The organism is Clostridium tertium, assembly GCF_017873245.1.
In the GTDB taxonomy this organism is placed as follows: domain Bacteria; phylum Bacillota; class Clostridia; order Clostridiales; family Clostridiaceae; genus Clostridium; species Clostridium tertium.
This window is the reverse complement of the sequence record NZ_JAGGJY010000002.1, coordinates 74,935-100,924: the sequence shown is the minus strand read 5'-3', so window position 1 is coordinate 100,924 and position 25,990 is coordinate 74,935. Positions and strand designations below refer to the sequence as shown.

Sequence of the window (25,990 nt, the reverse complement as noted above, 5' to 3'; positions counted from 1 at the left end):
ATGATAAAACTGAAGGGTATAAATAAGTATTATTCTTCAGGAGAAGAAAAATTACATGCATTAAAAGATGTAGATTTAGATGTAGCTAAAGGTGAATTTCTAGCTATAATGGGTCCCTCTGGATCAGGTAAATCTACAATGATAAAAATATTAGGCTTATTAGATAAAGAATTTCAAGGAAGTTATTTTCTTGATGAAAAAGAAGTGAAAACTCTAAATGATGATTTACTTAGTAATTTAAGAAATGAAAAAATAGGTTTTGTATTTCAAGATTTTAATTTAATTGATAGATTAACTATTAAGGAAAATATAGAGCTTCCTATGTTATATATGGGAAGAGGAATTAAAGAAACTAAAGATAAAGTAAAAGAGCTCTTAGAAAAAGTAAAATTATTAGATAAGATTGATAAATATCCAAAACAATTATCAGGAGGACAGCAACAAAGAATATCAATAGTTAGATCATTAGTAAACAATCCAGATATAATAATTGCTGATGAGCCTACTGGGGCTCTTGATAGTAAAACTTCAGAAGAGATAATTGAAATATTTAACAAATTAAATAAAGAAGGAATAACTATTATTTTAATCACTCATGATATAAATGTTGCAAAAAAAGCAAAAAGAATAGTAAAGATTTTTGATGGACAACTTAAGGAGGTAGATAATAATGAAATTTAGAGTTTTAATTTTTACTGCCTTAAGAAATTTAAATAGAAATAAGAAAAGATCAATTCTTACAATGATAGGAATAATTATTGGTATAGCATCTGTCATTACAATAGTGGCACTAGGACAAGGGTATAAAAATAAGACCATTAAGGAATTTACAGGAGAAACAGATGGAGCTGTTGTTCTTATGGCAAGCTTTAGTCCAGAAACTTTTACAGAAGAAGTTTCAAGTATGGAGTTTTTTAATAATAAACATAAAGATTCAGTTGAAGGATTAGATTCGGTAGAATCAGTTGAATTTCAATATAGTAGCAATTCTTTTGGAGAATATATGCAAATGGATGTTAGAGGAAAAGTGATTAATGTTTTAGTTAAGCCTGTAGAAGAGTTTGATATAGCAGAAGATGCTTTTGGAAGAAATTTAACTAAAAATGATAACCTTCTTAAAAATAGAGTTATATTTGCTTCAGAACAAACATTAAAAAGTAATTTTGATGATGTAGAGAAATTAGTAAGTGGAATAGCAACTATAAATGGTATATCCTTTGAAATTGTAGGTATAAAAAAAGCACCACAGGAAGAGGAGATAAGTTTCTTTAATATGGGAGGAGATGTAAGCATTCCAAAAGAAACTTATGATAAATACTTTTCTAGTATTAAAAAAGTGGAAGGATTAAAGATTACTTTAAAAAATGATAGTGATGTAAAAGCTAGTATAAAAGAAATAGAAAATACTTTAAATTCAATTGAGGGAAATAGAATTAAGGGGAAATATGAAATAATAGATACAAGTGGAATAGTAAATTTATTAGGGGGAGTACTTAATACTATAACTATGTTCATTGCATCTGTTGCAGGTATTTCTTTATTTATAGCAGGAATAGGCCTTATGAATATGATGTATACTTCAGTCTCAGAAAGAACTAGAGAAATTGGAATAAAAAGAGCACTTGGGGCAAGGAAAAAAGATATTAGACGGGAATTTTTAATTGAAGGAATAGTAATTACTATGGTTGGGGGAATCGTAGGATATACATTAGGAATTATGATTGCCAATATAATATCAATGTATTTTAAATTAGTAATTACACCAAATTTATTTACAAGCTTACTGGCAATAGGAATATCAATTGTTATAGGACTTGCATCGAGCTTTATTCCAGCCAGAAAGGCAGCAAATGCAAATACTGTAGACATACTAAAATAGAAAGTGGTTAATTCACTTTCTATTTTTTTGTTTAAATTATATAATATATTTATAAATAGTTGGAGGTATTATTTATGTTTAGACCAATTTAACTTAATTTCTAAACTCATATTTTTAGCCTTTTTATGAAAGGTTTATTTGTTGTGTTTTTAGGAGGAAAGTTAAATTGAATAATAAAAGAAATATATATTTAATGAATCTGATAGTATTTTTACAAGGGTTCGTATTTTATGCTCCAATAGCGACAGTGTTTAGAGAAAACAGAGGTATATCCTTATCACAAATTTTCTTGATAGAATCTATTTCCATGCTTTTGATAATAGCATTAGAAATGCCCTGGGGAATTTTTGCAGATAAATTTGGGTATAAGAAGACATTAATAATATCAAATTTTATATTTTTTATATCTAAAATTATATTTTTCAAGGCAAATTCATTTGTAATGTTTTTATTTGAAAGAGTATTGCTATCTATATCAATATCTGGCTTATCAGGATGTGATTATAGCTTAATATATTTATCAATAAATGATGAAGAAAATAGTGAGAGAGTATTTGCTAGATATGAATGGTTTTCAACTATAGGTTTTTTAATTGGTTCAATAATGTCAACTTATATAGTTAATATATCTATGGATTTAACTGCTTATTATACTATAATTCCTTATGGATTAGCTTTTTTAGTATCTTTATTTTTAATTGATGTTAAAACTGAAATTGTTAAAAAAGAAAGTATAAAAGATAATTTTAAGTTTGTAATAAGTAATAAATCAATAATAATATTTATAGTTGGAACTTCTTTAATTAGCGAAGTAGTTCAAAGTATAACCGTCTTTTTAAACCAGGGGCAATATATTAAAAGTGGAATAGATATTAAATATTTTGGCGTTTTATTAGTAGCCATTCAAGTTATGAACTTAATATCAGTAAAGTCTTATAAATTAAGTAATATACTTGGGCAAAAGAAATCAATAGTATTTTTAATGATTTTAATATTAGTAAATTCATTTATATTAATAATTGTAGATAGTCCAGTATTGAGTTTTTTATGTATAGCATTAATTGCTATTAGTATGGCAGTAATGGAACCAATGATTATTGATATAAAAAATAAATCAATAATTTCTAGAAATAGAGTAACTATCTTATCTATATATTCTATGATAGGAAGTATTATATCAGCAGCCATTAACCCAGTTATAGGATTTTCATCAAACACATCATTAGGGAATGGATTAATTATTTGTGCTTTAATTAGCTTAGTTTCAATAATTTTGATGGGATATTTTATAAAAATTACTGATAAAGAATATAAATAATTTAATTTTGTATTGACCATAAATAATTTGTATCATATATTATATTTAGATAGATTTTAAAATAAAGAGAGGTATTTTTGTGAGTGTTTAGTATCTAAAATAGTAATTTAACATTAATTCTAAAAAATAGGGTGTTATACCTTTATTTGTTGTGGAATTAATAAAACTATAATAGATACAAGTCCACGAATATACTTTTGAGTGTTTTAAATACTCTTATTAGTGTTGAATTTATAGCTGTGGAAGTATCCATGGCTTTTTTATTTGTATAAAATTATTTAGTTTTCAATTATGAATTATTAAAAATATAAGAAAAAATATTATTTAAAATCTATCTAGATTTCGTAGACTTGTAAATAATACAAGGAAGGTTTTTTAACATGAATAAAAGTACACTAGAAAAATTACATTATTATAAATTAAAAGAAATTATTAAGGGATATTGCGTTAGTGGGCTAGGTAAAGCCTTAATTGATAAGCTTGAACCTACTGATAATATGAAGATTGTAGAACAAAGGTTAGAGGAAACATCAGAAGGACGAAGATTATTAGATGCATCTTATCATATACCCTTAGAAGGAATTTTTGATGTAGTACCACTTATTGAAAAGATTGATAAAGGGGCATCATTAGATCCAAATGAATTAGTAATGATATCTAACTTTTTAAGAGGATGTAGAAAAGTTAAATTATTTATAAAAGATAAAGAGGGATATGCTAGAACATTAAGCTCATATGGAGAAAATATAACAGATTTAAGCTATATAGAAGAGGAAATAAATAATTCGATTAAAGGTAGCACTGTTGATTCCAATGCTAGCAAAGAACTTAAGAAAATAAGAAGACATATTGATATTTGTGAAGGTAAAATAAAGGAAAGACTTGAAAAGTTCTTAAAGAATAGTGCTAATAGAGAATATATTCAAGAAAGTTTTATAAGTCAAAGAAATGGAAGATATACCATACCAATAAAGGCAGCATTTAAAAATCAAGTTCAAGGAACTATAATTGAAACTTCAGCTAAAGGGTTAACTGTATTTATAGAACCGAATATAGTAACAAAATATACAACAGAACTTGCAACATTAAGGATAGAGGAGAGCATTGAAGAGTATAGGATTTTATCTACAATTACTGAAATGATTTATGAAAGAATTAGAGATTTGAAGATAAATATTGAAGTAATATCAGAGTATGATATGATTTGGGCAAAAGCTAAATATAGTCGTGAAATAAATGGAATTAAACCTAAAATAAATAACCATGGATATATAAAAATAATAAAAGGAAAGTATCCATTAATTAAGGATGGAGTACCATTAGACTTTGAAATTGGAGAAGATTACAGAAGTTTAATAATTACTGGACCAAATGCTGGTGGAAAAACAGTTGTGTTAAAAACAGTAGGACTCTTAACTTTAGCAACGCAATCAGGATTTCATATAGGAGCAAAGGAAGGAACTGAAATATCTTTATTTAATAAGATATTTGTAGATATTGGAGATGATCAAAGTGTTGAAAATGCTCTAAGCACATTTTCATCTCATGTTAAGAATCTAGCACAAATTTTAAAAGAAAGTAATAAATCTACTTTATTATTATTTGATGAAATAGGTAGTGGAACAGAACCAAATGAAGGAGCAGCACTTGCAATTGCTATATTAGAAGAATGTTATCATAAAGGGTGCATAACAGTAGCATCTACACATTATGGAGAAATAAAAAATTTCTCAAAGGAACATCCTGATTTTGAAAACGCAGCAATGGAATTTAAGAAAGATACACTTGAACCACTATATAAGCTTTCAATTGGGAAATCAGGAGATAGTAATGCCTTATATATTTCAAAAAAGATAGGAATAGATGATAATATTATTGAGAAAGCAAGAAAATATATAGACTCTAAAGAGTATAATTATGATCTAGTTAAAGAAAGTAAGATTTCTAAAAAGAAAATTCAAAATAGTACAATTGAATATAATTTATATTCAATTGGAGATAAGGTTAAGCTTTTGGATAACAACAAAGAAGCAATAGTATATAAGGAAATTAACGAACTAAATAATATAACAGTTTTATGCGATGGTGAATTTATTGAAGTTAATTATAAAAGATTAAAGTTAGAAATAAAGGCAGAAGATCTTTATCCAGCAGGATATGATTTAAATCAATTATTTGTAAGTTTTAAAGAAAGAAAGCTTGAAAGAGATATCGAAAGAGGATCTAAAAAGGCTTTAAAGAAGATAAGAAAAGAACATTTTATAAAATAATCGTAAAGCTAGGTATCTAAAATAGATGCCTAGCTTTTTTTTATTTATTAATATATAAACTTTTGGATGAAACTGTTGATGATATAATAGTTATAAGGTTAGAGTAGTTATAATATTAATTATATACAAAATAGATAGTTTATTTATTGGCTTAAGGAGGAATATAAAGTGCTAGATTATAATTCATGTATAAAGATAATAAATAGATTAACACCAATATTTACCAAAGATGTAAATATTATAGGGTTAGACGGAATAATAATTGCATCAAGCAATAAAAAAAGGGAAAATACTTATCATGAAGCTGCAAGAATAAGTGCTAGTAGTAATAGAAATATAATTATTACTACTAAGAATATGCATATGTATAGGGGGTGCAAGTGTGGCGTAAATATGCCAATTACTTATAATAATAAAGTTATAGGTGTAGTTGGAATAACAGGAACAGCAGAAGAGGTAATTCCATATGGACCTTTGATTAAAGAATTAGTTCAAATGATTATAAATGAAATTGGTGTAGAAACTCCTCAAAAGGCTCAAAAAAACAACGAGAAAATGTATTTTAAAGAAATAATACAAGGAATACAAAAGGAAGATTTAGAGTCATATAAAACTAGAGCAAAATTATTAGAAATAGATATGAAAGTTTCACGTAAAATGGTTGTCTTTAAAATGTGTAATAATTATAAGAATAACTATAAAAAAATAGAGGATTTATTTAATAAATATTTATCTTCTTTGAATGTACTTGTATTAAATTTGAATAATGAAAAAATAGTATTATTGTTTAATAACAATATAGATATAAAAAGTTATATAAATGATTTAATTAGTAAAATGAAGTTAAGCAAAACAAATAATTATATTTTTATAATAGGTAAAGAGTGTAAAGAAATTTTAGAGTATGAAAGAGCTTATTATCAAATTGGCTTAGTGGAGTCAATTGAAATTGGTAATAGCTTTAAGAAAGTGATTGATGTAAATGAGTATAGTTTAAAATTGCTTATTAAGGGAATTTCAAGTGAGTATAGAAACAGATATATAGAAGACTATTATTATGAAGTTTTCGAAGGTAAAAATAAAGCATCCAATGAAATGTTAAAGACTATAAAGGGATATTTTATTAATGATATGAAGATAGGTGAAACGGCTAAAATGATGTATGTTCACAGAAATACAATTATGTATAGGCTAAATAAATTTAAAAAAATGTATGGAATAGATATAACTAAGCCATATGAATGTACAAAGATATATTTAGCTATATTGATATATGAAGAAAATACAAGAAAAATAGAATCTAATAATAATAAATAAAATATTATATTAAAATTTTTTGTGCATGGTGAACAAAAAAATGATAAAAAGTGTTTTTAATTCTTATGCAGATGACACATTGAAAGTAGCTTTGTAAACAATTACTATATAGTTGTAGATTATAGAACTTATGAGGTGGTGAACATATGAAAGTAGTTATTGCTCCAGATTCATATAAGGGAAGTTTAACAGCTATGGAAGTAGCAAATTCCATTGAAGAAGGGATAATTAAGTATAACAAAAATATAGAAGTTGTAAAAGTTCCTATGGCGGATGGGGGAGAAGGAACTGTCCAAGCCTTAGTTGATGCAACTGGTGGTAAAATAATAAATTTAAAAGTTTGTGATCCTCTATTAAGAGAAATAGATTCATTTTATGGAATACTTGGAGATGGCAAAACAGCTATTATAGAAATGGCTGCAGCATCTGGATTAAACTTATTACATAAAAACGAGTTAAATCCATTAATTACATCAACATATGGAACAGGTCAGATTTTAAATGATGCAATAGAAAAGGGATGTAGAAAGATAATTGTAGGACTTGGAGGAAGTGCAACTAATGATGGTGGAGCAGGAATGCTTAGGGCTTTAGGAATTAGATTTTTGAATAAAGAAGGAAGAGATATTCCAGAAGGGGGAGGAGTACTAAAAAATTTATATAAAATAGATAAAAAAAATTTTAATACTGAAATTTTAAAGTGTGAGATAATTGTGGCTTGTGATGTTGACAATACTTTATGTGGAATAAATGGAGCTACAAATGTATTTGGTCCACAAAAAGGAGCTAGTGAAGATGATATTAGGATTTTAGACGAAGGGCTGTCAGAGTATTCTAAGATTATAAAAAGAGAATTTGGAGTAGATGTGTTAAATGTATCAGGATCAGGGGCAGCAGGAGGGACAGGAGCAGCATTTTTAGTAATAGGTGCTAAATTAGAAAGTGGAGTCGACATAGTTATTAGGGAGACAAACTTAGTAGAAGCTTTAAAAGATTCAGATATAGTATTTACTGGTGAAGGAAGAATTGATTTTCAAACAAAATTTGGTAAGGCTCCTTATGGAGTAGCAAAAGAAGCTGAAAAAATTGGACTACCTGTAATAGCTATTTGTGGAGAAATTGGTGAAGGATATGATGAACTTTATAATCATGGTTTTACAAGTATTTTTAGCATAGTGAATAAGCCAATGACATTAGAAGAGAGTATTAAAGATTCAAAAAAATTAATAAATGATATTTCAGAAAGAGTAATAAGGTTAATATGTGAAGGAGATAAATATCTTGATAAAAATTAATTAATAAATAGAGGTGAGATTATTATAAAATATATTTTATTTATTTTAGTTGCTCATGCAGTTGGGGATTACTTATTTCAAACTCAACATTTAGCAGAATGTAAAGGCAAAGATAATTATGTTTTATTCATACATTCTATATTATATTCTTTTGGAATAATGGTTGTTTCGCATTTAATGAATTATAATGCTACTTTATATCAATTAGCATTAATTTCAATAACACACTTTCCAATAGATTATGTTAAGGCAAGAGGAATAACACCTAAATATTTTGGTGAGAAAAAAGCTTTATATATAGACCAAGTTATTCATTATGTTATTTTAGCAATAGTATTTAAATAAGTTTTAATTAAAATTTAATAGTTTAACTTTAATAGTTCAACTTAAAGGGGTGTTAAGGAAATGAGGATGGAGTTAGGTTCGAAATATAATTTAAATAAAGATAAAAGAATGTCCTTAAAAACAAAAGAGGCTTTAACAGGATGGTTATTTTTATCACCAGCTTTAATAGGATTTTCAATATTTACTTTTGGATCGATAATATATTCATTATATTTATCATTAACTGATTATGATCTTATGACTAAACCTAAGTTTATAGGATTAGAAAATTATATAAGAGCTTTCACAAAAGATGAATCTTTTTATAAATTTTTTGGAAATACATTATATTTTGTGGTGTTTTTAGTGCCAATAGTATTAGCTATATCATTATTTCTTGCTTTGCTTATAAATAAAAAAGCAGGAAAGATTACTAAGGCATATAGAGTGGCATTATTTCTTCCAAGTATAACGTCTACAATTGCTGTTAGTATGGTTTGGTTGTGGATATTTAATCCTGATATGGGATTAATAAATAATATGCTTACAGCAATAGGATTTAATAACCCACCTATGTGGTTGAATAGTCCAGATACAAGTAAGATGGCGCTAGTTATTATGCGTGTATGGCAGATGAGTGGTTATTATATGATAATGTTTTTAGCTGGTTTACAGACAATCCCAGAAAGCTTGTATGAATCAGCACAAGTAGATGGTGCTAATAAGATTCAAAGTTTCTTTAAAATAACATTACCAATGTTATCTAATACAACATTTGTAGTTATTATTTTACTAGTTATTGAAGCATTTAATATGTTTGAATCAATTTTTATAATGACGAATGGAGGACCTTTAGGTTCAACTAGTACAATTATGTACTATATATATGAGCAAGGGTTTGGAAATTATAATATGGGATATGCATCAGCTATAGCTTGGATTTTCTTCGTAGTTATTATGATAATAACATTAATTCAATATAGATTTAGAAATGAACAGGGGGGAGAATAAGGTGAAGATATCTAAAAGTAAAGGTAAATTTATAGGGAATACAACATATCACATTTTTATGATTATATTAAGCATAATAATGATTTATCCATTTTTATGGGCAGTTATGTCTTCTTTTAAGCCTGTTGAACAGCTATATTCAGGAAATCCTTTAAACTTAATACCAACTGAATTTACATTACAAAATTATAAAAGATTAATGGAAGTTTTACCATTTAATAAGATGATTTTTAATTCAATATTTTTATCTATTACGATACCAATAGCTATGATAATAGTAGCATCTTTAGCAGCTTATGCAGTTACAAGAATAGAGTTTAAAGGTAGAAATGTATTATTCTTTGCTTTTATAGCAACGATGATGATACCAAGTCATGTTACTCTTATACCTAATTATAAAATAATTGTGGATATGAATTTATATAATAGTTTTACTGCTTTGTTCTTATCAAGTATGTTTACTGCTTCAAATGCATTTAATATATTCTTTTTTAGGCAATATTTTTTGAGTATTCCAAAGGACTTAGAAAATGCTGCAATAGTAGATGGATGTTCTAAGATTGGTGTGTTTTTTAAGATAGTGCTACCAAATGCAAAACCAGCTATAGCAACAACAGCAATTTTATCTTTTAGAAATGTGTGGAATTCATTTTTATGGCCAATGTTAGTTATAAATGATTATGATAAATTGCCTCTTACAGTAGGGTTAAAATATCTTAAGGGAAGTGAACCTAACTGGGCAGTATTATTAGCGGGGGCAACTCTTAGTATAATACCTATTGTAATCATATTCTTAATGTTCCAAAAATACTTTATGGCTTCAACAATGAACTCAGGATTTGGTGGAAAATAAATATATTACTTAGTAAGCAAAGAGAAATTAATATTACTCTTTGAATATATAAATTTATAATAAGGGGGATCATTATGAACAAAATATTAAAAAAATCATTAGGAGTTTTATTATCATTAATGATGGTTATTGGTCTTGTAAGTTGTGGCTCTAACAATGAAAAGGAGAATGCTAATTCAGGTGAACCGAAGACATTAAAAGTTTATACTTGGTGGGATATAACTAAATTTGCACATTTACAAAAGATGAAAGAGGATTTTGAAAGTAAGAATCCAGATATTAAGCTTGATTTTATAACAGTTTCTGGTGATGGTTATGCAGATACTATGATCACTAAATTAGCTGGAGGAGAAACACCAGACGTAATGATGCTTGCCATGGATCAAGTACCACGTTACGCAAAAAAGAATATGATTATGCCATTAGATGATTTAGCAAATCAAGAATATAAGGATTCTTTATATCCAGTTGTTAAGAATGCTTTAACTGTTGATGGAAAAATGTATGCAGCTGGCCGTGATGTTACTCCTAAGGTTATGTATATAAATACAAAAATGTTTAAAGAGGCAGGAATTGAAATTCCAAGTGATACATGGACAATGGATGAGTTTGTAGAAATTGCAAAAAAACTTACTAAAGGTTCAGGTGCAGATTCTCAATGGGGATATTATTGGAAGAATTATAGTGACCAAACATTTGCACATATAGCTGCATTTGGAGGGAAATTATATTCAGAAGATGGAAAAACAAGTGTATTATCAACAGATGAAAATACAAAAAAAGCAGTACAATTTATGTATGATTTAACCAATACTTATAAAGTTTGTCCAACTGGTGCACAGGCATCACAATTTGGTGATAATGAATACTCATCATTTATGGCTAATAAAGTAGCAATGCAAATAGGGTCACTTTCAACTTCTTCAACTTTAGATGCTAATAAAACAGAATATACTGTATTACCAATACCATCTGTTAATGGGGTTAGTACATCTTCTTCCTTTGTAAATACATGGACTATACCAAAAGGAGCAAAAAATCCAGAATTATCTTGGCGTGTAGTTGAATTTTTATCAGGAAAAGAAGGACAACAAATTGCTTTAGATATGAAGTTTGGTTTGCCAGCATCAAATAAGGTTGATACAACAAAGTTTATAGGAGAAAACAATTATAATAAATACTTTGTAGATGCTTTAGAAACTGCTGTTCCATATCAAGTAAATATAAATGGATCAGAGTTTCAAAATATGTTTGAGAAAGAATGTGAATCTCTTTGGGCAGGAGTTATTACTCCTGATGAATTTGCACAAAGAGTAGATAATCAAGGAAAAGAAATATTGAGTAAAGAATAAAAATTAAAATTTGGGAGGCCTATAGGCATCCCAAATTTAATATTTAAGGTTAGGGAGAGTAATATGAGAAATTTTTTAGTTTGTGATGGTGGTGGAACAAAAACAGATTTTCTTATATTTAATGAAAAAGCAGAAATATTAAGCTATTACAAAAATGCAGGAACTAATGCTTTATTTATAGATGAAGAAAAAGCTATTAATAATGTTATTGAAGGAATAAACAAATGTATAGAAAAAGCAAGATTATCAATTAAAGATTTAGAACTAGTATGCTTATTTATACCAGGTTTTGAAAATTGTATCCACAAAATCAAAAAAAAGATTAGTATGAAAAATATCAAATGTTTATCGGATGTTAATAATGCTTTTTTTGGAGCTATGGGAAAATCATATGGAATTGTAGTTTTAAGTGGCACAGGATCCTTTGCTGTAGGAATATCAAAAGACAATAAAGAAGTAGTTAGTGGTGGATGGGGTCCGTTAATTGGAGATAAGGGTAGTGGATACCATATTGGAATTATGTGCCTTGAAAAGCTTGCATATTTTTATGATAACGATATAAAAGATAGCAAATTAAGAAAAATATTTTTAGATAAGTTTCAAATTGAAGATGAGTATAAAATAAGAGAAATAATATATTCTAGTGATTTTGGAAGAGAAGATGTGGCTAAGATTTCTAAAATTGTGGCTGAAGCAGCAAAGGAAAATGATAAAGATGCAATTGATATTTTAAGAAGAGCAGCAAAGGAATTGGTAGAATTAGTTATAACATTAAATAGAAAATTAAACTATGAAAAGTTACCAGTTTCATTAATAGGAGGAGTTACTAATATTGGAGATTTGTTTATAAATCTTTTCAAAGAAGAACTATCAAAGAAATGTGAAAACTTGTATTATGAAGATCCTAAATATGATCCTTTAATAGGAGCAATGTTATATGTTTTATTGAAAGAAGCAAGTATAGATATTGATAGTGATAAAGATATATTAAATAATTTAGATAAATACAGGAGGGATTAAAATTATGTTAATGGATAAGTATTTTGAGGAAATGAAAAAGGTATTAGTAAAAATAGAAGATACACAAAAAGAAAAAATAATAAAAATATCTGAGGAAATAGCAGATAGGTTAGAAAAGGGAGCAGCTTGGCACATAATGGATACAGGTCATATGCTTATGTTTGAAGGTGTAGGTCGTACCGGAGGTATGATGGCACTTCAACCTATAAAGATAACATGTGAAATTGAAAATCCTGTAAGATATAGGTCATCTGTTTCAAAAGGAGCAGTAGGATATGATAGTATCCCAGGATTTGCAGATTTCGTAATTGGAAGATCTAATATATTAGCAGGAGATATTATAATGATAGGTTCAGTGTCAGGATACAAATATTTTCCTGTAGATTTAGCAATTAAGGGAAATGATTTAGGATGTTTAACTATAGCCATAACTACAGTGGAATATTCTAATAAGCTTAAATCAGATCATCCAAGTGGATTAAGACTATTTGAAGCATGTAAATATTATTTAGATAATTGTAGTAATTATGGGGATACATTAGTAAATGTTGATGGGTTAGGACAAAAGATTTGTCCAGCAAGTGGGATTTCAGCAAGTTATATAATGTGGGCTATACAAAGCACTGTAGTAGAAAAGCTTTTAGAAAAAGGTCTCAAACCAAGTGTATATATATCAAATCACATGGAAAATGCATCAGAAATAAATGGAAAAGCAATTGATAATTATACAAAGTACGGATACTAAAATGAGAGGTGTATTATGAAGCTAAGAGGAAATACGTTTATTTGTGAATATTCAAGTGAAATTAATAATTTTATTAGTATTAAGAACTCTATTACTGGAGATGAATATATAAAAAAGGATATAAAACAATCTATTATAGAATTATATGGGATAAGTGATAAAAATAAGATTAAATTAATTCCAGAAAAAATTGAAGTATCAGAAAATGAAAATGAATTAGTGATAACAATTAAAAAGTTTTCTAATAAAAACATAATCTGCAATATATATATCAAGTCAATTGAGGATAAAATTATTATTAATGCAGATATTGAAAATTTAGATGAAAGTATAGAAATAACTGAAGTTTTAATGCCACGTATATCAGGAATATATCTTGGAGACAGTCATGAAGATGATGTGATTATTTATCCTCATCATGCAGGTGAAAAAACAATAAATCCTGTAATAGGATACGGAAAAAATAAAAAAGATTTTTGGAGAGCTAGTAGCGTAAAATTCGAAGATATTTATAGGAGAGAAATAAATTACTGCGGATTAGCTTCAATGAGTTGGATGTATTATTATGATGACAATAATGGACTATATATAGGTAGTCATGATGAAAGATTCCCTGTAACAGGAGTAATTGCTGAAACAAGTGGACAAGAAAGTAATCCATGGATGGGTTTTGGATTTAGAAAATATAAAAGAATAACTAATGGGCAAAAGTATAATACAGGAGATTATGTTATTGCAATTACAGATAAAGATTGGCATTATGGCTCAAAAATATATAGACAATATATAGGCAAATATTTAGATTTTGATCATAATCCAGATTACTTAAAGGAGCAATATGCTTTAAATCAATGTTATAACTTTAAAAGAAATGGAAAAATAGAAAATACATTTGATAAAATTCCACATTTATATGAAAAAGGTAAGGAACTTGGAGTTAACCATATGTTTTTAGCTAGCTGGAATAGAACAGGATTTGATTCATATTATCCTGAATATTATCCAGATATGGAACTAGGATCAGCTATGGAGTTTAGAAGAGGACTTGAATATGTAAGAAACAATGGTGGACAATCTACATTGTATATAAATGCTAGAATTTTTGATGTTGAATCAAATTTCCATGAAACTGTTGGTAAAAAAATGGCTGTTTTAAATGAAAATGGAGAAATGGTTTATGAAACATATGGCCCAGCTAAATTTACAGTAAACTGTCCAGCAGATAAGCTATGGAGAGATTTTCTATTAGATACTGCTGAATTTACAGCTAAAGCTTATGGATGTGATGGAATTTATCTTGATCAACTTGCTTCAGCTGAACCTTTACCTTGTTATAATAAAGATCATAGCCATGAAGATATTGGCGATTTTAACAATGGATATATTTATGTTTTAAAGGAATTGTTGAAAAGGTTAAGAAAACATAATCCAAAATCATATATAATGACAGAAAATTGTGGAGATATTTATGGAAGTTATACATGGGGAAATTTAACATGGAATGGTGCTGAGTATGATGAATTTTATAATGTATTTAAATATACATTCCCTGAATTTGTTCAAGTAAATATGGTTAATCCTAGAGGATGGGAACAAGATGATGAGAAAAGATATAAGTATTTCTTTAAAGATATGCAAAGAGCTATAGTTTTAGGAAATATATTATGGATGGGAATAACAACGAGATTAACAGAAAAGGCTGGAGAAATTCATAACTATGCTAAAAAAGCACTAAATTTTAGAAAGAACATACAAGAATATGTAAGCAAGTCTGATTTTATTGACAATAAATATATCGAATTCATTAGTGAAGAGTGTGAAGCAGCTGGTTATAAATTATCAGAAAACAAATATGTTTTTATAGCTGGAAACTGGAATAAGATTGATAATTCGATATTAAATTTAAAATTTAGTAAAAAGATAAAAAATATTGAAGTTTATGATATAGACTGGAATAAAGAAGAAATAAGTGTAGATAGTAATGAAGTAAGTTTATCTATTGGAAGTAGTAGACTAAAATGTTTTGTTATAAATAGCTAAACAAAAATGAAATAAATACGATAAAGATCATAGCTAAAACCAAAAAGTATCTAAACATAATATGTGAAAAATTATTATTTTTAGGGGGATGTTTAGGATGAGAGTTAATAATAAAAGAGGTTTAGCATTGATAGTAGCAATATGTTTGATAATATCGATAGTACCATCTAAAATAATACTTGCAGAAAATAATTCTGAAAAAAATGTAATTAATTTGGTTATTGATGGATTGTCAGATAAAATGTATGAAGAAATAAAATCTAGGGGTGTAGATACACCTAATATTGATTTACTAATTTCAAATGGAGCGAGATTAAGAGAAGTTGAAACAGTGATTCCATCATATGGAGGTTCACAAGCTACAGCTTTAACCGGGGCTGACACAGATACTAATAGGTTTTTATACAGGTATTATGATAGGGAAAGTAATACCTGTATAAATGATACTAAAAAGACTTTTAATATGGAAGCTCAAACAATATTTGAAAAATTTATAGAGGATAATAATGGAGCAAAAGTATTAGCTACAGGTTGGCATTTGGGAGATAAATCAATTGATGGTAGAGGGGTATTTAAAGAAGGAAATGAAAATTATAAGTTAAAAGAATATGAAAGAGGAGATAAATTAATATCCGTTGAAAGTGTTACTAAAGATATAATTGAAGCTATCAATACAAATGACACTCCAAAGTTAATAATGGCATATTCAAATGATATAAAAATGGCAGGATGGGGTGGAACTGATTCATTAATAAATAATAAGTTAGATGAAACTATAAGATTAATAGATAAAAATGTGGGAGAAATAGTTAAGGCTCTAAAAGATACTGGTAAATATAAAAACACAACTATAATATTAAATTCATTATCTAATGTTTATACTATAGGAAGTAAAATAACTACAGGAAGTTTAGCTTCAAAAATTACTTCGTCAACAGGCGTAAAGGCAGTAGAGAGTGGTGGAGGAAATATTGAATCAGATGTTAAGGTTGTAATAATTAAGCAATATATAATGGCATATGCACAAATATATTTTACAAATAATGCTACTGAAGAAGATAAAGAAAAAGTGCTAAGCTATTTAAAAGATAAAACAAATGATATTGGAGAAAATATAGAAGATATATATTCTTATGAAGAATTAGGGATATCTAGGGATTATTGTGATTACTTAATAAATCCAATATCAGGTAAAAGTTTTTCAGCGGCAGGGTCAGGAACTTTTAGGACAGACAATTTAGATTATAGAGAAGTTTTTTGTGTTGTATCTGGAGAAGATATTGAAAATGGAAGTGGAGTAAAAGGAAGTTTAAGTATTAAAGATATAGCAGCAACTATATGTAGCATTTTAGGGGTAAATCCTCCTAATAATAATGAGGGTAAAGCATGGGTGTTTGAGCAAGTGTCCGAAGCACCAATAATTACAGTTATTTATCCAAAAGATAATATGACAGTATATAAAGATGTAATTACATTAACAGGAACTATTAATATGGAATCGATAGTTAAAGTAAATGGAGTAGAAGTTAATGTAAGTGATAATAAATTTTCTGCAGATGTTACTTTAAGTGAGGGGAAAAATGATATTGTCATAACTGCTACTAATAGTGATGGTAAATCTTCTACCAAAGTAGTGACTGTAAGATATATGATAAAGCCTGAAATACCAGATGGAAATATAGCAGTATATATTAACTGGGATGGTTTTGCAAATTACTATATAGATTTAGCAGAAAAAGAAGGGAAAATACCAACTTTAAGTAATATTAAGAATAATGAAGGTGTATATTTTTCTAATGCTAAAACAGGAATACCATCAATAACTAATCCTATGCAAGCAGCAATAGCTTCTGGAACAACTTCAAAATATACTGGGAATAGCTATAGGTATTTTGATAAGGAAAAAAATGTAATTGTTCAAGAAACACCATCAAGAAAAAATGAAAGTGAAACTATGGCAGAAAGTGTTGTTAGACAAGGTCTTAATGCTATATCAATAAATCAATTTGCTTTTGAAGATAGAGGAACAGTTATAGGTGATGAGTTAAACCCTTATGTTAACTCTGATATTGGAGAAAATGGATATTCTGATGCCATTGCACGTTTTGACACAGCAATAGAGTTAGTTAAAAATTTAAGAGCTGGAGATATTAAATTAGATGCTGTACCAAGATTTATAGCTTTATACATGGATGATTTGGATGGAATAGGACATAACGAGGTAGAGACTTATGGATCAAAACTTGCTAAAACAGAAGATGAAAGGATTAAGAATGTAGTAGATAGATTAGAGTTAATGGATAAAAAACTTGGAGAGTTTATTGAAGCTTGTAAGGAAGCTGGAATTTATGAGAAAATGAGTTTTGTTTTAACAGCCGATCATGGAATGGCTAACTTTGGATTACAGAATTCTACTAATGATGATAGTTATAAAAGTAAATTAGAAGATTTAATTAATACCATTGAAGGGCTAGGGGATGGATATGAATGTGAATTTTTACATCCAAGTCAAATACAATCTCCTTCAGCGGGAACTGATATAGCTATTGTAACAGTAGGATTACAGGCTCAAATATCATATGTTAATGAGTTTGATAGCTCTGTTATTGAAGATAAGAATAAGAAAATACTAGATGCATTAAAGGAAAAGGGTTATATTGGAGAAATTATGTATCCAGAAGAAATGGAAGAAAGAGGAGTAAGAAGTGGATTTGCTGATTTAATTATCTCACCAAAAACTCCATATCATTTTCATTCATCAATTGTATCATCATTTACTGCAAGAGGACAGCACGATAGTTTAGAAGATAGAGCACAAAATATTGCTGCATTCATGTGGGGGAATGGAATTAAGAAGGGATATGAGTGTACTGATATAATTTATAATACAGATTTCATGCCTACAATGTCAAAGCTATTAAATGTAAATGCACCTTTAGACTCTACAGGTAATATTTTGTATGAAGCTTTAGAGGAAGAAGTAGTTGAAGATAAGTATATCGAGAAAATAGAAGCTGAATGTGCGACATTAAATGGATCAGCAAGTAAGTATTTTGATACGAATGCTTCAGATGAATTGGCTGTTACTGGGTTAAATAGTGAGGGATCTTATATAGAGTTTATAAATGTTCCCAAATCAACCAAGATGCTTGTAAATTATTCTGCTGGAAATAATGGGAAATTAGTTATGTATAAAAATGAGAAAGTTGTTAGAAATATATACTTTCCAGAAACTAATTCAGAAAGCAGCTATGAAGAAAAAGTTATTAATATTGATCTAGAAAAAGGAGATACTGTTAAGTTTGTTTTTGAATCATCTAATGGATCAGCAAAGATTAATATAGATAAGATAGATTTTTATAGTGATAAATTACCAGAAAATGAAGAAATTAAAACAGGTAATCCATTTACAATTGTTATGAGCCCAAATGGGGATACTACAAGGTCAATGGGATTTGCTTGGTACACAGATGAAAATGTTAAGGGAACAAAAGTGGAATTAATTGAAGATGATGGACAAGAGGTAGACTTTTCAGACAGTATTGTTTTTACAGGAATATGTGAAACTGTTGGAACTAAGTTAAATGGTGATAGTAAGGTATATGAAAGCCATAAAGTTATATCAGATAAATTAGAACCAGGAACTAAATATTTTTATAGAGTTGGAGATGGAGTTACTTGGAGTGAAGCTGGAAGCTTTACAACCTCTGATGAGGGAGAATTCTCATTTCTGTATTTAACTGATTCACAAGGTAAAAATGAGGGTGATTATGAAGTATGGGCAAGAACACTAGATAAAGCTTTAACACAATTTCCTGAATCTAAATTTATGGTAATGGCTGGAGATATGGTAGATGCAGGATTAAATGTACCTAATAATGAACAAGAGTGGATATATTTCTTCGAAAAAGCAAGAAAGAGTCTATTAAATTTACCTATGGCACCTGTTATGGGAAATCATGAAGGAAGAAATAATACAGGATTTGCTAATCATTTTAACTTGCCAATAAGAAAAGATGTTAAAGCAACACCATTGAATTCTGTATATTCTTTTGACTATAATGACGTTCATTTTGCAATGTTAAATACAGAAATGGCAGATAGTAAAGAAATGTTTGAGCCACAAATTGAATGGCTGAAGAGAGACATGATAGCTACAGATAAGAAATGGAAAATTATAGTTCTTCATAAACCTCTTTATAGTACTTCATCACATATAAAGGATAAGGATATTGTAGAAGTTATCAAACCAATGTTAGAACCTGTTATAGATGAACTTGGAATAGATTTAGTACTTCAAGGACATGATCATATATACGCTAGAACAGCACAAATTTATAATGGAGAAAAAACTGATGATATAGTTACAGATGGAAAAGTTAAAAATCCTGAAGGTACAATGTACTTAATTAGTAATACATCAGGATTTAAATATTATGATCAACATCCAGATGCAAATTTTGAATTATTTGAAAAGACTGAACAACCAAAGGATCAATCTTATACTGGGATAACAATTAATAATAAAGAATTAAAAATAGAATCATATTTATTAAATAACTCAGAAGTATATGATAGCTATAAAATAGAAAGAACCGATATAGCACCACAAGCAGTAGAAGATTTTATTGTTATGAAAACAGATAATGGGAAGATAAAACTTAAATGGGATCAAGTAAATGATATTAATGAATATGTTATATATGAGTTAGATAATAAAATTGATAACAATTGGTCAATTAGGGTAAATTCAGATGAAAATAAAGATTATAATGAGTTAGTATTAGATATGGATTATTCAGACGAATATAAATTTGCTATTAAATCGGTTGTCGAGCGTTCATATTCGCATTATACAGAAGCTGTTACAGAAGAGGTAATGAATCTTATTAAAGATATTGATAATTTACCAGAAGAAGTTAATTTAGGAGATAAAGCTTTAGTAAATTCTTTGATGGAGAGATATAATAACCTATCCGATAAGGATAAAGCTTTAGTTAGAAATTATAAGAAGCTAGAAGATGCTGCTATAAAAATAAAGGAACTAGAGGCTGAAGGTGGAACAGGTAATGAAGAAAATAATAATGAAGAGAATAATTCTGAAAATGGAAACAATAGTGGAAAACCAGAGGTAATAGATCCTGAAAAAGATAGTAACTTAGAAAATGAAATAGAAAAAATTCCAAATACAGGCTCAATTATAAGTTATGTTAATATTCTAATATTAGGTTGTGTACTAATAGGATTAGGATATTATGTTATGAAGAAGAAAAAAGAAGTTAGCTAATGTTAAATTGATAGTTTAAAGGTATATTTTACCGTATTATTTTAGGAGGAGAGTTTATGAGATTTAAATATTTCGAGAAAATTAAAGAGCTAATAGATGAAGTTGAAAACGAAGAAAAAGTTGTAATGAATAAAACTGTAGATTTATTTGTTGATGCTATTTTAAATAAAAAATCTATATTTGTATTTGGAGCATCACATGCAGGAATTATTAGTGAAGAACTATATTATAGAGCAGGAGGATTAGTTGTAATTAACCCGATTTTTGCTAAATCATTAATGTTAGATACATCTCCAATTTCTTTAACTAGTAGTATGGAAAGATTAGTTGGATATGGGAAAACAATTTTAGAAAAAGTTCCAATGAAGGAAGGAGATATATTAATAGTTCATTCCGTTTCAGGAAGAAATCCAGTATCAATTGAAATAGCATTAGAAGCAAAAAAAAGAAATGTATCAGTTATTTGCATAACAAACTTAAAGTATTCAAAGACTGTTACATCAAGGCATCCTTGTGGGAAAAATTTATATGAGATAAGTGATATTGTCATAGATAATCATGGTGATATAGGTGATGCTTGTATTGAATTAGAAGGGTTAGAACAAAAGGTTAGCCCTACATCTACAGTAATAGCAGCTACTATTATGAATTCTATAATAGCAGAAGTTACACAACAATTAGTTAATGCGGGAATAAATAAACCTCCTATATTTTATAGTGCTAATATTGATGGAGGCGATGACTTGAATAAAAAAATATATAATGAGTATAAAGCAGCTATACACTATAAATATTAATTAGAAATATAGAATATGTATTCAAAAATTATTTGGCAAGTATTTTTATGACTCTCATTTTAAGATTATAATTTTAAAATGGGAGTTTTCTTATGTGTAAAATTAGATATATAAGTTTTACTTAGTTTTAAGAGATGAGATGGAGTAAAAAAAAAATTATATATTTATAATTTGTTATTATTTAAGTTATTGCAATGAATATTCTATAATCCTACTAAAAAGGTATATAATAATACTAAGATTAAAAATGTCTTAAGGGTAGTGATTATAAATGAAAAAGATAATAAATAGAGAAATAAATAAGCTAAATAAAAAAGAAAATAAAATGCTTAATAAAAAGGAAAATAAATTTATTAAGAGTAAAGTGGTTCCTATTTCAGATAAGATAGAAGAAAAAATACCACAAAAGCTTAAAGATACATTAGAAAGTGCTTTTTATAATGGATTTAAATTAGTTTTAGAAAAGGGTAGTAAGTATATAGAAAAGCTATATGATAAAGATCAAATTCAACTAGAACATGATGTAAATAATTATTCATTAGATAAAAAGGTTACTAGAAAAAGTCTAAAAGTAATGGATTCTCAAGGAAAGAAAAGTAAGATTATAAATTCAACTATCTCTACAATAGAGGGAGCTGGTCTTGGGGTATTAGGGATAGGGTTACCTGATATACCATTATTTATTACAATGATATTAAAAACAATTTACGAGATTGCATTAAGTTATGGATTTGATTATGAAAGTGAAGAAGAAAAGATTTATATATTAAATTTAATAAATGTTGCTTTAACAAATAGTGAAGAAAAAGTAATATTTAATGAAAAGTTAAATGAAATTGAATATAAAATAGATTCAAATATAGACATAAATAAAGATATAAATTTAGAAATTAAAAGTACATCACAAGTACTATCAGAAAGTCTGTTAATGGCTAAATTTATTCAAGGGTTACCTATTGTCGGTGTCTTAGGAAGTATAACTAATTATCAAGTTATTAATAAAGTTAGCAAATATGCAAGGATTAGATATAAAAAAAGATATTTAAATAAAAAGCTATAGACTATAATAGTATTTAAACATAGTATTAGTTTAATTAAATATAATATTTAATAGTAAAACTATAGCAAAACATTTGAGGTAAGAGTATGAAGTTAGTTATAAAAGAAATCAATGATAAAAATTATAATGAAGCATTAAGATTAAAAGTTAAAAAGGGTCAAGAAGATTTTATTGAAACCAATGATTTAGCAATTAAGATGTATGAGAAAATTGGATTTCAATTTAATGGTGAATTAGATATAAATGGTGAGAAAATAATGAAATTAGAAGTATAATAAATATATGATAGGGAGATGAATTAATGATGAATATTAAGTTTGTCACAATTACAGTGAAAAATTTAAAAGAATCAATAAAATTTTATGAGGATGTATTAAATTTGAAAATTGCACGAGAATTTTCACCAATGGAAGGAACTAATATAGCATTCCTTAAAGGAGAAAGTTCAGCAATGTTAGAATTAATAGAATATGAAAATAAATCTATAAAAGATGAAGTTAGTCATTCAAAAGTGTCTATAGGATTTGAGGTTACAGATTTAGATAATACAATAAAAGAACTAGAAGAAAAAAATATAAAAATTATTAGAGGGCCTATTAATACTCCTGGTGGAGAAAGATTTATATTTATAGAAGATCCAAATGGAGTAGAAATAGAGATGATAGAGGGATTTAAGATTAACTAAGTGAGGATTTTTTTATGATAATTATAAGACAAGAAGTAAATAAAGATTATAAAGAAGTAGAAAATGTAATTGAAGAAAGCTTTAAAAGTGCAGAATTTACAGATAATGATGAGCATAACTTAGTTAAAAGGCTAAGAAACAGCGATGAATTTATAAAAGAGTTATCTTTATTAGCTGAAATTAACAATAAAATTGTTGGCCACATTCTTTTAAGTAAAGCTTTGATAAAAAGTGAAAATAAAGATGTAGAAACTCTTGCACTTGCACCTCTAGCAGTATTGCCAAATCATCAAAAGAATGGTATAGGCAAGAAGCTTGTGAATGAAGCTATAGAAAAATCAAAAGAGTTAGGGTATAAATCAATAGTAGTATTAGGACATGAACATTATTATCCTAAGTTCGGATTTAAAAAAGCAAGTAATTATGGAATTAAGGCTCCTTTTGATGTTCCAGATGAAGCTTATATGGTTTTGGAATTAATTCCTAATGCACTTAATGAAGTTAATGGTGTAGTAGAGTATTCAAAAGCATTTTTGATTTAAGTTAAAAAATAATGGAGATATGTATGAACACAGAATTATTATGTGAAATTTCAGATGGATTAAATAAAATAGGATGTGCTTGGGGCATTGGAGGCTCAATCTTATTAAAATATCATGGATTAATAGAAAAACCAAATGACATAGATATTTTAATTAATTCAAAAGACTGTGAAAAAGTAATTGAATTTATGAATACAATAGGAAATAAAGTAGAATTGTACTCAAAAGATCCATTTAAAACGGAAAATTTCTTTGGATATAATGTAGATGGAGTTATGGTAGAGTTTATGGGTAATTTTAAAATAAATTTACAAGGCAATAAAATATATGAATTTATTTTAGATGATAAATCAATTGTCGATAATTTAATATTAGAAGATAGTAAAATAAATTTTACTTCTTTGGAAGATTGGTTTGTAGCATATTTAGCAATGAATGACCCAAAGAAAAGAGTTCCTTTAATAAAAGAGTATTTTAAACATAATGGATTAAAACATAAGGATTTATTACAAAGAAATTTAGAAAAGAATCTATCAGAGGATATTAATTTATCAATAAAAGAGATTTTGGCATTAGATAAATATTATTTAGGTAACAATGAGTAAAGGCTATTATTTCGCATTAACAGGAGTGAAATAATAGCTTTTTTATATAAGTTTATCTATAGTAAACTGAAATATGTAATTTTTTAAATTTTTATAGTTTCAAAACGGCTTAAAATCATTATTTTTTATTTTATCGTGAAAATATGATTTAGCGAAATTATTTAGTTATATTACAGTTTATTTTAATTAAATAAGGTTTCAATCTACAGAAAAAGAAAACGTATACAAAAATGTAATATTATGGTAATATAATATTAAAAAGGAGGCGATTTTATGAAAAAAAGAAAATTATTTTTTACAAGTTCAATTTTATCTTTATTTTTATTTTTATTTAGTTTTGGTAATGTGGTATATGCGTATTCAATAATTTATGGATCTAAAAATATGCCTAATCAGTATGATATTCAATTATATCCTGTGTTGAATAATATTGATTATAGTACAAATTTAAGTATTGGTAAAAATGCTTGGAATTCTTCAGCTGCTAGAGTATATTTTAATACTTATTCAACACCAACTAGAGCGCCATATGTAAAAGTAACTGATTTTTATTTTGGGAATACTCAGTGGCATGCAATGGCATATTGTTATACGGCTGCGAATGTTTCGCCTAACATACAAATTAATGATTCTTATTATCCATTTGGTGGTAATGGAGCTGAATTAATTGCTCATGAATTAGGTCACATTCTTAGATTAGATGATATTTCAGATAGTACTTCGCTAATGTTATCAGCTGGATATAAAGGGAATCCAACTCCAGCTCAAGATGATGTTAATGGAGTAAATTCTGTATATCCGTAAATATAATGGAGGTATAAATATTATGAAAAAGATTATATTAGGTTTTGCAATAGTATCATTTTTATTTTCTATTGGATTTCTATATAATACTATAAATGTAACACAAAAAGCACATGTAAAGTTAGATTATGAAGCAAAAGACTTAAAAACACTTTCTAAGGACTCGGAATTCATAGTCTCTGGAATTGTAGAAGAAAGTAGAGATGTAGATATTAATGGAGTAAAGTTTCAGATTTCAAAATTTAAGATAGATCAGTCTATAAAAGGAGATTTTTTAAATAAGGATTATATTGAGATTATACAAACTGTTGGTATAGCTGAGGAGTCGTTAATTATCAAAAATGATAATTTATTATTGTTTTTAGAGAAATATGTTGGTCCTATTGAAAATGAAGCATATGTTATTAAAGGATTATATCAAGGTCAATATAAGATAAAAAATAATAAGATTAAAGGTGTTAATAATTTAAATAAAAAACTAAATGATGAAATAGAATCTTATGATTTAAAATTATTAAAAGATTCATTAAAAAAAGATAAGGAATAATTTAAGTTAAATTAATATATAGAAATATTTATAAAGAATAAACACATTAATAATACTAACAAAAGGATAATTAGAGTATATTGAAAAATATACTTGTTATAAATAGAAATGAAAAATAAATAACTGCATCAGTAAGTAAAGGTTTATGGTTATGAGCTTTACGATGAAAATAGTATGAGTATTTTTTATATAAAATATAAAAGTATTTGAATCTAAAGAGTGTACAAGGGGGGGGGGAT

The 25,990-nt window shown here is 27.3% G+C and carries 22 protein-coding genes; all 22 read left to right on the top strand.

The window, feature by feature from the left end:
* Positions 1-681, top strand: a complete 681-nt coding sequence (locus J2Z25_RS03485) for an ABC transporter ATP-binding protein (protein ID WP_035285351.1) — start codon at positions 1-3, stop codon at positions 679-681.
* Positions 671-1,879 (top strand): ABC transporter permease, encoded by a 1,209-nt coding sequence (locus J2Z25_RS03480; protein WP_209738392.1) that lies wholly within the window; start codon positions 671-673, stop codon positions 1,877-1,879. The genes J2Z25_RS03485 and J2Z25_RS03480 overlap by 11 nt, the downstream gene beginning before the upstream one ends.
* Positions 1,880-2,045: 166 nt before the next feature.
* Positions 2,046-3,197, top strand: a complete 1,152-nt coding sequence (locus J2Z25_RS03475; RefSeq protein WP_209738390.1) for an MFS transporter — start codon at positions 2,046-2,048, stop codon at positions 3,195-3,197.
* Between the two features lie 380 nt (positions 3,198-3,577).
* A complete protein-coding gene (locus J2Z25_RS03470; protein ID WP_209738389.1) occupies positions 3,578-5,467 on the top strand; it encodes an endonuclease MutS2 in 1,890 nt (629 codons plus the stop codon).
* A 168-nt stretch (positions 5,468-5,635) separates the two neighbouring features.
* Positions 5,636-6,784 (top strand): CdaR family transcriptional regulator, encoded by a 1,149-nt coding sequence (locus tag J2Z25_RS18880; protein WP_209738388.1) that lies wholly within the window; start codon positions 5,636-5,638, stop codon positions 6,782-6,784.
* A gap of 146 nt (positions 6,785-6,930) precedes the next feature.
* The gene (locus J2Z25_RS03460; RefSeq protein WP_097034155.1) at positions 6,931-8,079 is read left to right on the top strand and encodes a glycerate kinase family protein; all 1,149 of its coding nucleotides are present in this window, start codon (positions 6,931-6,933) and stop codon (positions 8,077-8,079) included.
* A 3-nt stretch (positions 8,080-8,082) separates the two neighbouring features.
* Positions 8,083-8,424 carry a DUF3307 domain-containing protein gene (locus J2Z25_RS03455; RefSeq protein WP_209738903.1) on the top strand — a complete coding sequence of 114 codons (342 nt, stop codon included), beginning with the start codon at positions 8,083-8,085 and terminating at the stop codon, positions 8,422-8,424.
* Positions 8,425-8,484: 60 nt separating this feature from the next.
* The gene (locus J2Z25_RS03450; RefSeq protein ID WP_245173051.1) at positions 8,485-9,414 is read left to right on the top strand and encodes a carbohydrate ABC transporter permease; all 930 of its coding nucleotides are present in this window, start codon (positions 8,485-8,487) and stop codon (positions 9,412-9,414) included.
* 1 nt (position 9,415) lies between these two features.
* Positions 9,416-10,267 (top strand): carbohydrate ABC transporter permease, encoded by an 852-nt coding sequence (locus J2Z25_RS03445; protein WP_209738386.1) that lies wholly within the window; start codon positions 9,416-9,418, stop codon positions 10,265-10,267.
* A gap of 74 nt (positions 10,268-10,341) precedes the next feature.
* Positions 10,342-11,619, top strand: a complete 1,278-nt coding sequence (locus J2Z25_RS03440; protein WP_209738385.1) for an ABC transporter substrate-binding protein — start codon at positions 10,342-10,344, stop codon at positions 11,617-11,619.
* A 63-nt stretch (positions 11,620-11,682) separates the two neighbouring features.
* The gene (locus J2Z25_RS03435; RefSeq protein WP_209738384.1) at positions 11,683-12,639 is read left to right on the top strand and encodes a BadF/BadG/BcrA/BcrD ATPase family protein; all 957 of its coding nucleotides are present in this window, start codon (positions 11,683-11,685) and stop codon (positions 12,637-12,639) included.
* Between the two features lie 4 nt (positions 12,640-12,643).
* Positions 12,644-13,384 (top strand): sugar isomerase domain-containing protein, encoded by a 741-nt coding sequence (locus J2Z25_RS03430; protein WP_209738382.1) that lies wholly within the window; start codon positions 12,644-12,646, stop codon positions 13,382-13,384.
* 15 nt (positions 13,385-13,399) lie between these two features.
* Positions 13,400-15,424, top strand: a complete 2,025-nt coding sequence (locus J2Z25_RS03425) for a DUF6259 domain-containing protein (protein WP_209738380.1) — start codon at positions 13,400-13,402, stop codon at positions 15,422-15,424.
* A gap of 97 nt (positions 15,425-15,521) precedes the next feature.
* Positions 15,522-20,711 carry an alkaline phosphatase family protein gene (locus J2Z25_RS03420; RefSeq protein WP_209738379.1) on the top strand — a complete coding sequence of 1,730 codons (5,190 nt, stop codon included), beginning with the start codon at positions 15,522-15,524 and terminating at the stop codon, positions 20,709-20,711.
* 56 nt (positions 20,712-20,767) lie between these two features.
* On the top strand, positions 20,768-21,508 hold the full coding sequence (locus J2Z25_RS03415) for an SIS domain-containing protein (RefSeq protein WP_209738378.1): 741 nt from the start codon (positions 20,768-20,770) through the stop codon (positions 21,506-21,508).
* Positions 21,509-21,779: 271 nt separating this feature from the next.
* Complete coding sequence (locus J2Z25_RS03410; RefSeq protein ID WP_209738373.1) at positions 21,780-22,568, top strand: EcsC family protein; 789 nt, start codon at positions 21,780-21,782, stop codon at positions 22,566-22,568.
* Positions 22,569-22,654: 86 nt separating this feature from the next.
* Positions 22,655-22,843 carry a hypothetical protein gene (locus J2Z25_RS03405; RefSeq protein ID WP_008679840.1) on the top strand — a complete coding sequence of 63 codons (189 nt, stop codon included), beginning with the start codon at positions 22,655-22,657 and terminating at the stop codon, positions 22,841-22,843.
* Positions 22,844-22,869: 26 nt separating this feature from the next.
* The gene (locus J2Z25_RS03400) at positions 22,870-23,253 is read left to right on the top strand and encodes a VOC family protein (protein WP_008679838.1); all 384 of its coding nucleotides are present in this window, start codon (positions 22,870-22,872) and stop codon (positions 23,251-23,253) included.
* A gap of 14 nt (positions 23,254-23,267) precedes the next feature.
* On the top strand, positions 23,268-23,795 hold the full coding sequence (locus J2Z25_RS03395; protein WP_209738371.1) for a GNAT family N-acetyltransferase: 528 nt from the start codon (positions 23,268-23,270) through the stop codon (positions 23,793-23,795).
* Positions 23,796-23,818: 23 nt separating this feature from the next.
* Positions 23,819-24,400 (top strand): hypothetical protein, encoded by a 582-nt coding sequence (locus J2Z25_RS03390; protein ID WP_008679835.1) that lies wholly within the window; start codon positions 23,819-23,821, stop codon positions 24,398-24,400.
* Between the two features lie 273 nt (positions 24,401-24,673).
* Entirely contained in the window at positions 24,674-25,204 is a 531-nt protein-coding gene (locus J2Z25_RS03385; RefSeq protein WP_209738370.1) for a M10 family metallopeptidase domain-containing protein, read from the top strand.
* A 22-nt stretch (positions 25,205-25,226) separates the two neighbouring features.
* Entirely contained in the window at positions 25,227-25,751 is a 525-nt protein-coding gene (locus tag J2Z25_RS03380; protein WP_209738368.1) for a hypothetical protein, read from the top strand.
* The last annotated feature ends 239 nt before the right edge of the window (positions 25,752-25,990 follow it).

Excerpts from the sequence above, each read along its gene's own strand:
- J2Z25_RS03425 (WP_209738380.1), top strand. The coding sequence starts at position 13,400 with ATGAAGCTAAGAGGAAATACGTTTATTTGTGAATATTCAAGTGAAATT.
- J2Z25_RS03420 (WP_209738379.1), top strand. The coding sequence starts at position 15,522 with ATGAGAGTTAATAATAAAAGAGGTTTAGCATTGATAGTAGCAATATGT.
- J2Z25_RS03410 (WP_209738373.1), top strand. The coding sequence starts at position 21,780 with ATGAAAAAGATAATAAATAGAGAAATAAATAAGCTAAATAAAAAAGAA.
- J2Z25_RS03440 (WP_209738385.1), top strand. The coding sequence starts at position 10,342 with ATGAACAAAATATTAAAAAAATCATTAGGAGTTTTATTATCATTAATG.
- J2Z25_RS03470 (WP_209738389.1), top strand. The coding sequence starts at position 3,578 with ATGAATAAAAGTACACTAGAAAAATTACATTATTATAAATTAAAAGAA.
- J2Z25_RS03430 (WP_209738382.1), top strand. The coding sequence starts at position 12,644 with ATGTTAATGGATAAGTATTTTGAGGAAATGAAAAAGGTATTAGTAAAA.
- J2Z25_RS03395 (WP_209738371.1), top strand. The coding sequence starts at position 23,268 with ATGATAATTATAAGACAAGAAGTAAATAAAGATTATAAAGAAGTAGAA.
- J2Z25_RS03415 (WP_209738378.1), top strand. The coding sequence starts at position 20,768 with ATGAGATTTAAATATTTCGAGAAAATTAAAGAGCTAATAGATGAAGTT.
- J2Z25_RS03400 (WP_008679838.1), top strand. The coding sequence starts at position 22,870 with ATGATGAATATTAAGTTTGTCACAATTACAGTGAAAAATTTAAAAGAA.
- J2Z25_RS03385 (WP_209738370.1), top strand. The coding sequence starts at position 24,674 with ATGAAAAAAAGAAAATTATTTTTTACAAGTTCAATTTTATCTTTATTT.
- J2Z25_RS03480 (WP_209738392.1), top strand. The coding sequence starts at position 671 with ATGAAATTTAGAGTTTTAATTTTTACTGCCTTAAGAAATTTAAATAGA.
- J2Z25_RS03405 (WP_008679840.1), top strand. The coding sequence starts at position 22,655 with ATGAAGTTAGTTATAAAAGAAATCAATGATAAAAATTATAATGAAGCA.
- J2Z25_RS03380 (WP_209738368.1), top strand. The coding sequence starts at position 25,227 with ATGAAAAAGATTATATTAGGTTTTGCAATAGTATCATTTTTATTTTCT.
- J2Z25_RS03390 (WP_008679835.1), top strand. The coding sequence starts at position 23,819 with ATGAACACAGAATTATTATGTGAAATTTCAGATGGATTAAATAAAATA.
- J2Z25_RS03450 (WP_245173051.1), top strand. The coding sequence starts at position 8,485 with ATGAGGATGGAGTTAGGTTCGAAATATAATTTAAATAAAGATAAAAGA.
- J2Z25_RS03485 (WP_035285351.1), top strand. The coding sequence starts at position 1 with ATGATAAAACTGAAGGGTATAAATAAGTATTATTCTTCAGGAGAAGAA.
- J2Z25_RS03460 (WP_097034155.1), top strand. The coding sequence starts at position 6,931 with ATGAAAGTAGTTATTGCTCCAGATTCATATAAGGGAAGTTTAACAGCT.
- J2Z25_RS03435 (WP_209738384.1), top strand. The coding sequence starts at position 11,683 with ATGAGAAATTTTTTAGTTTGTGATGGTGGTGGAACAAAAACAGATTTT.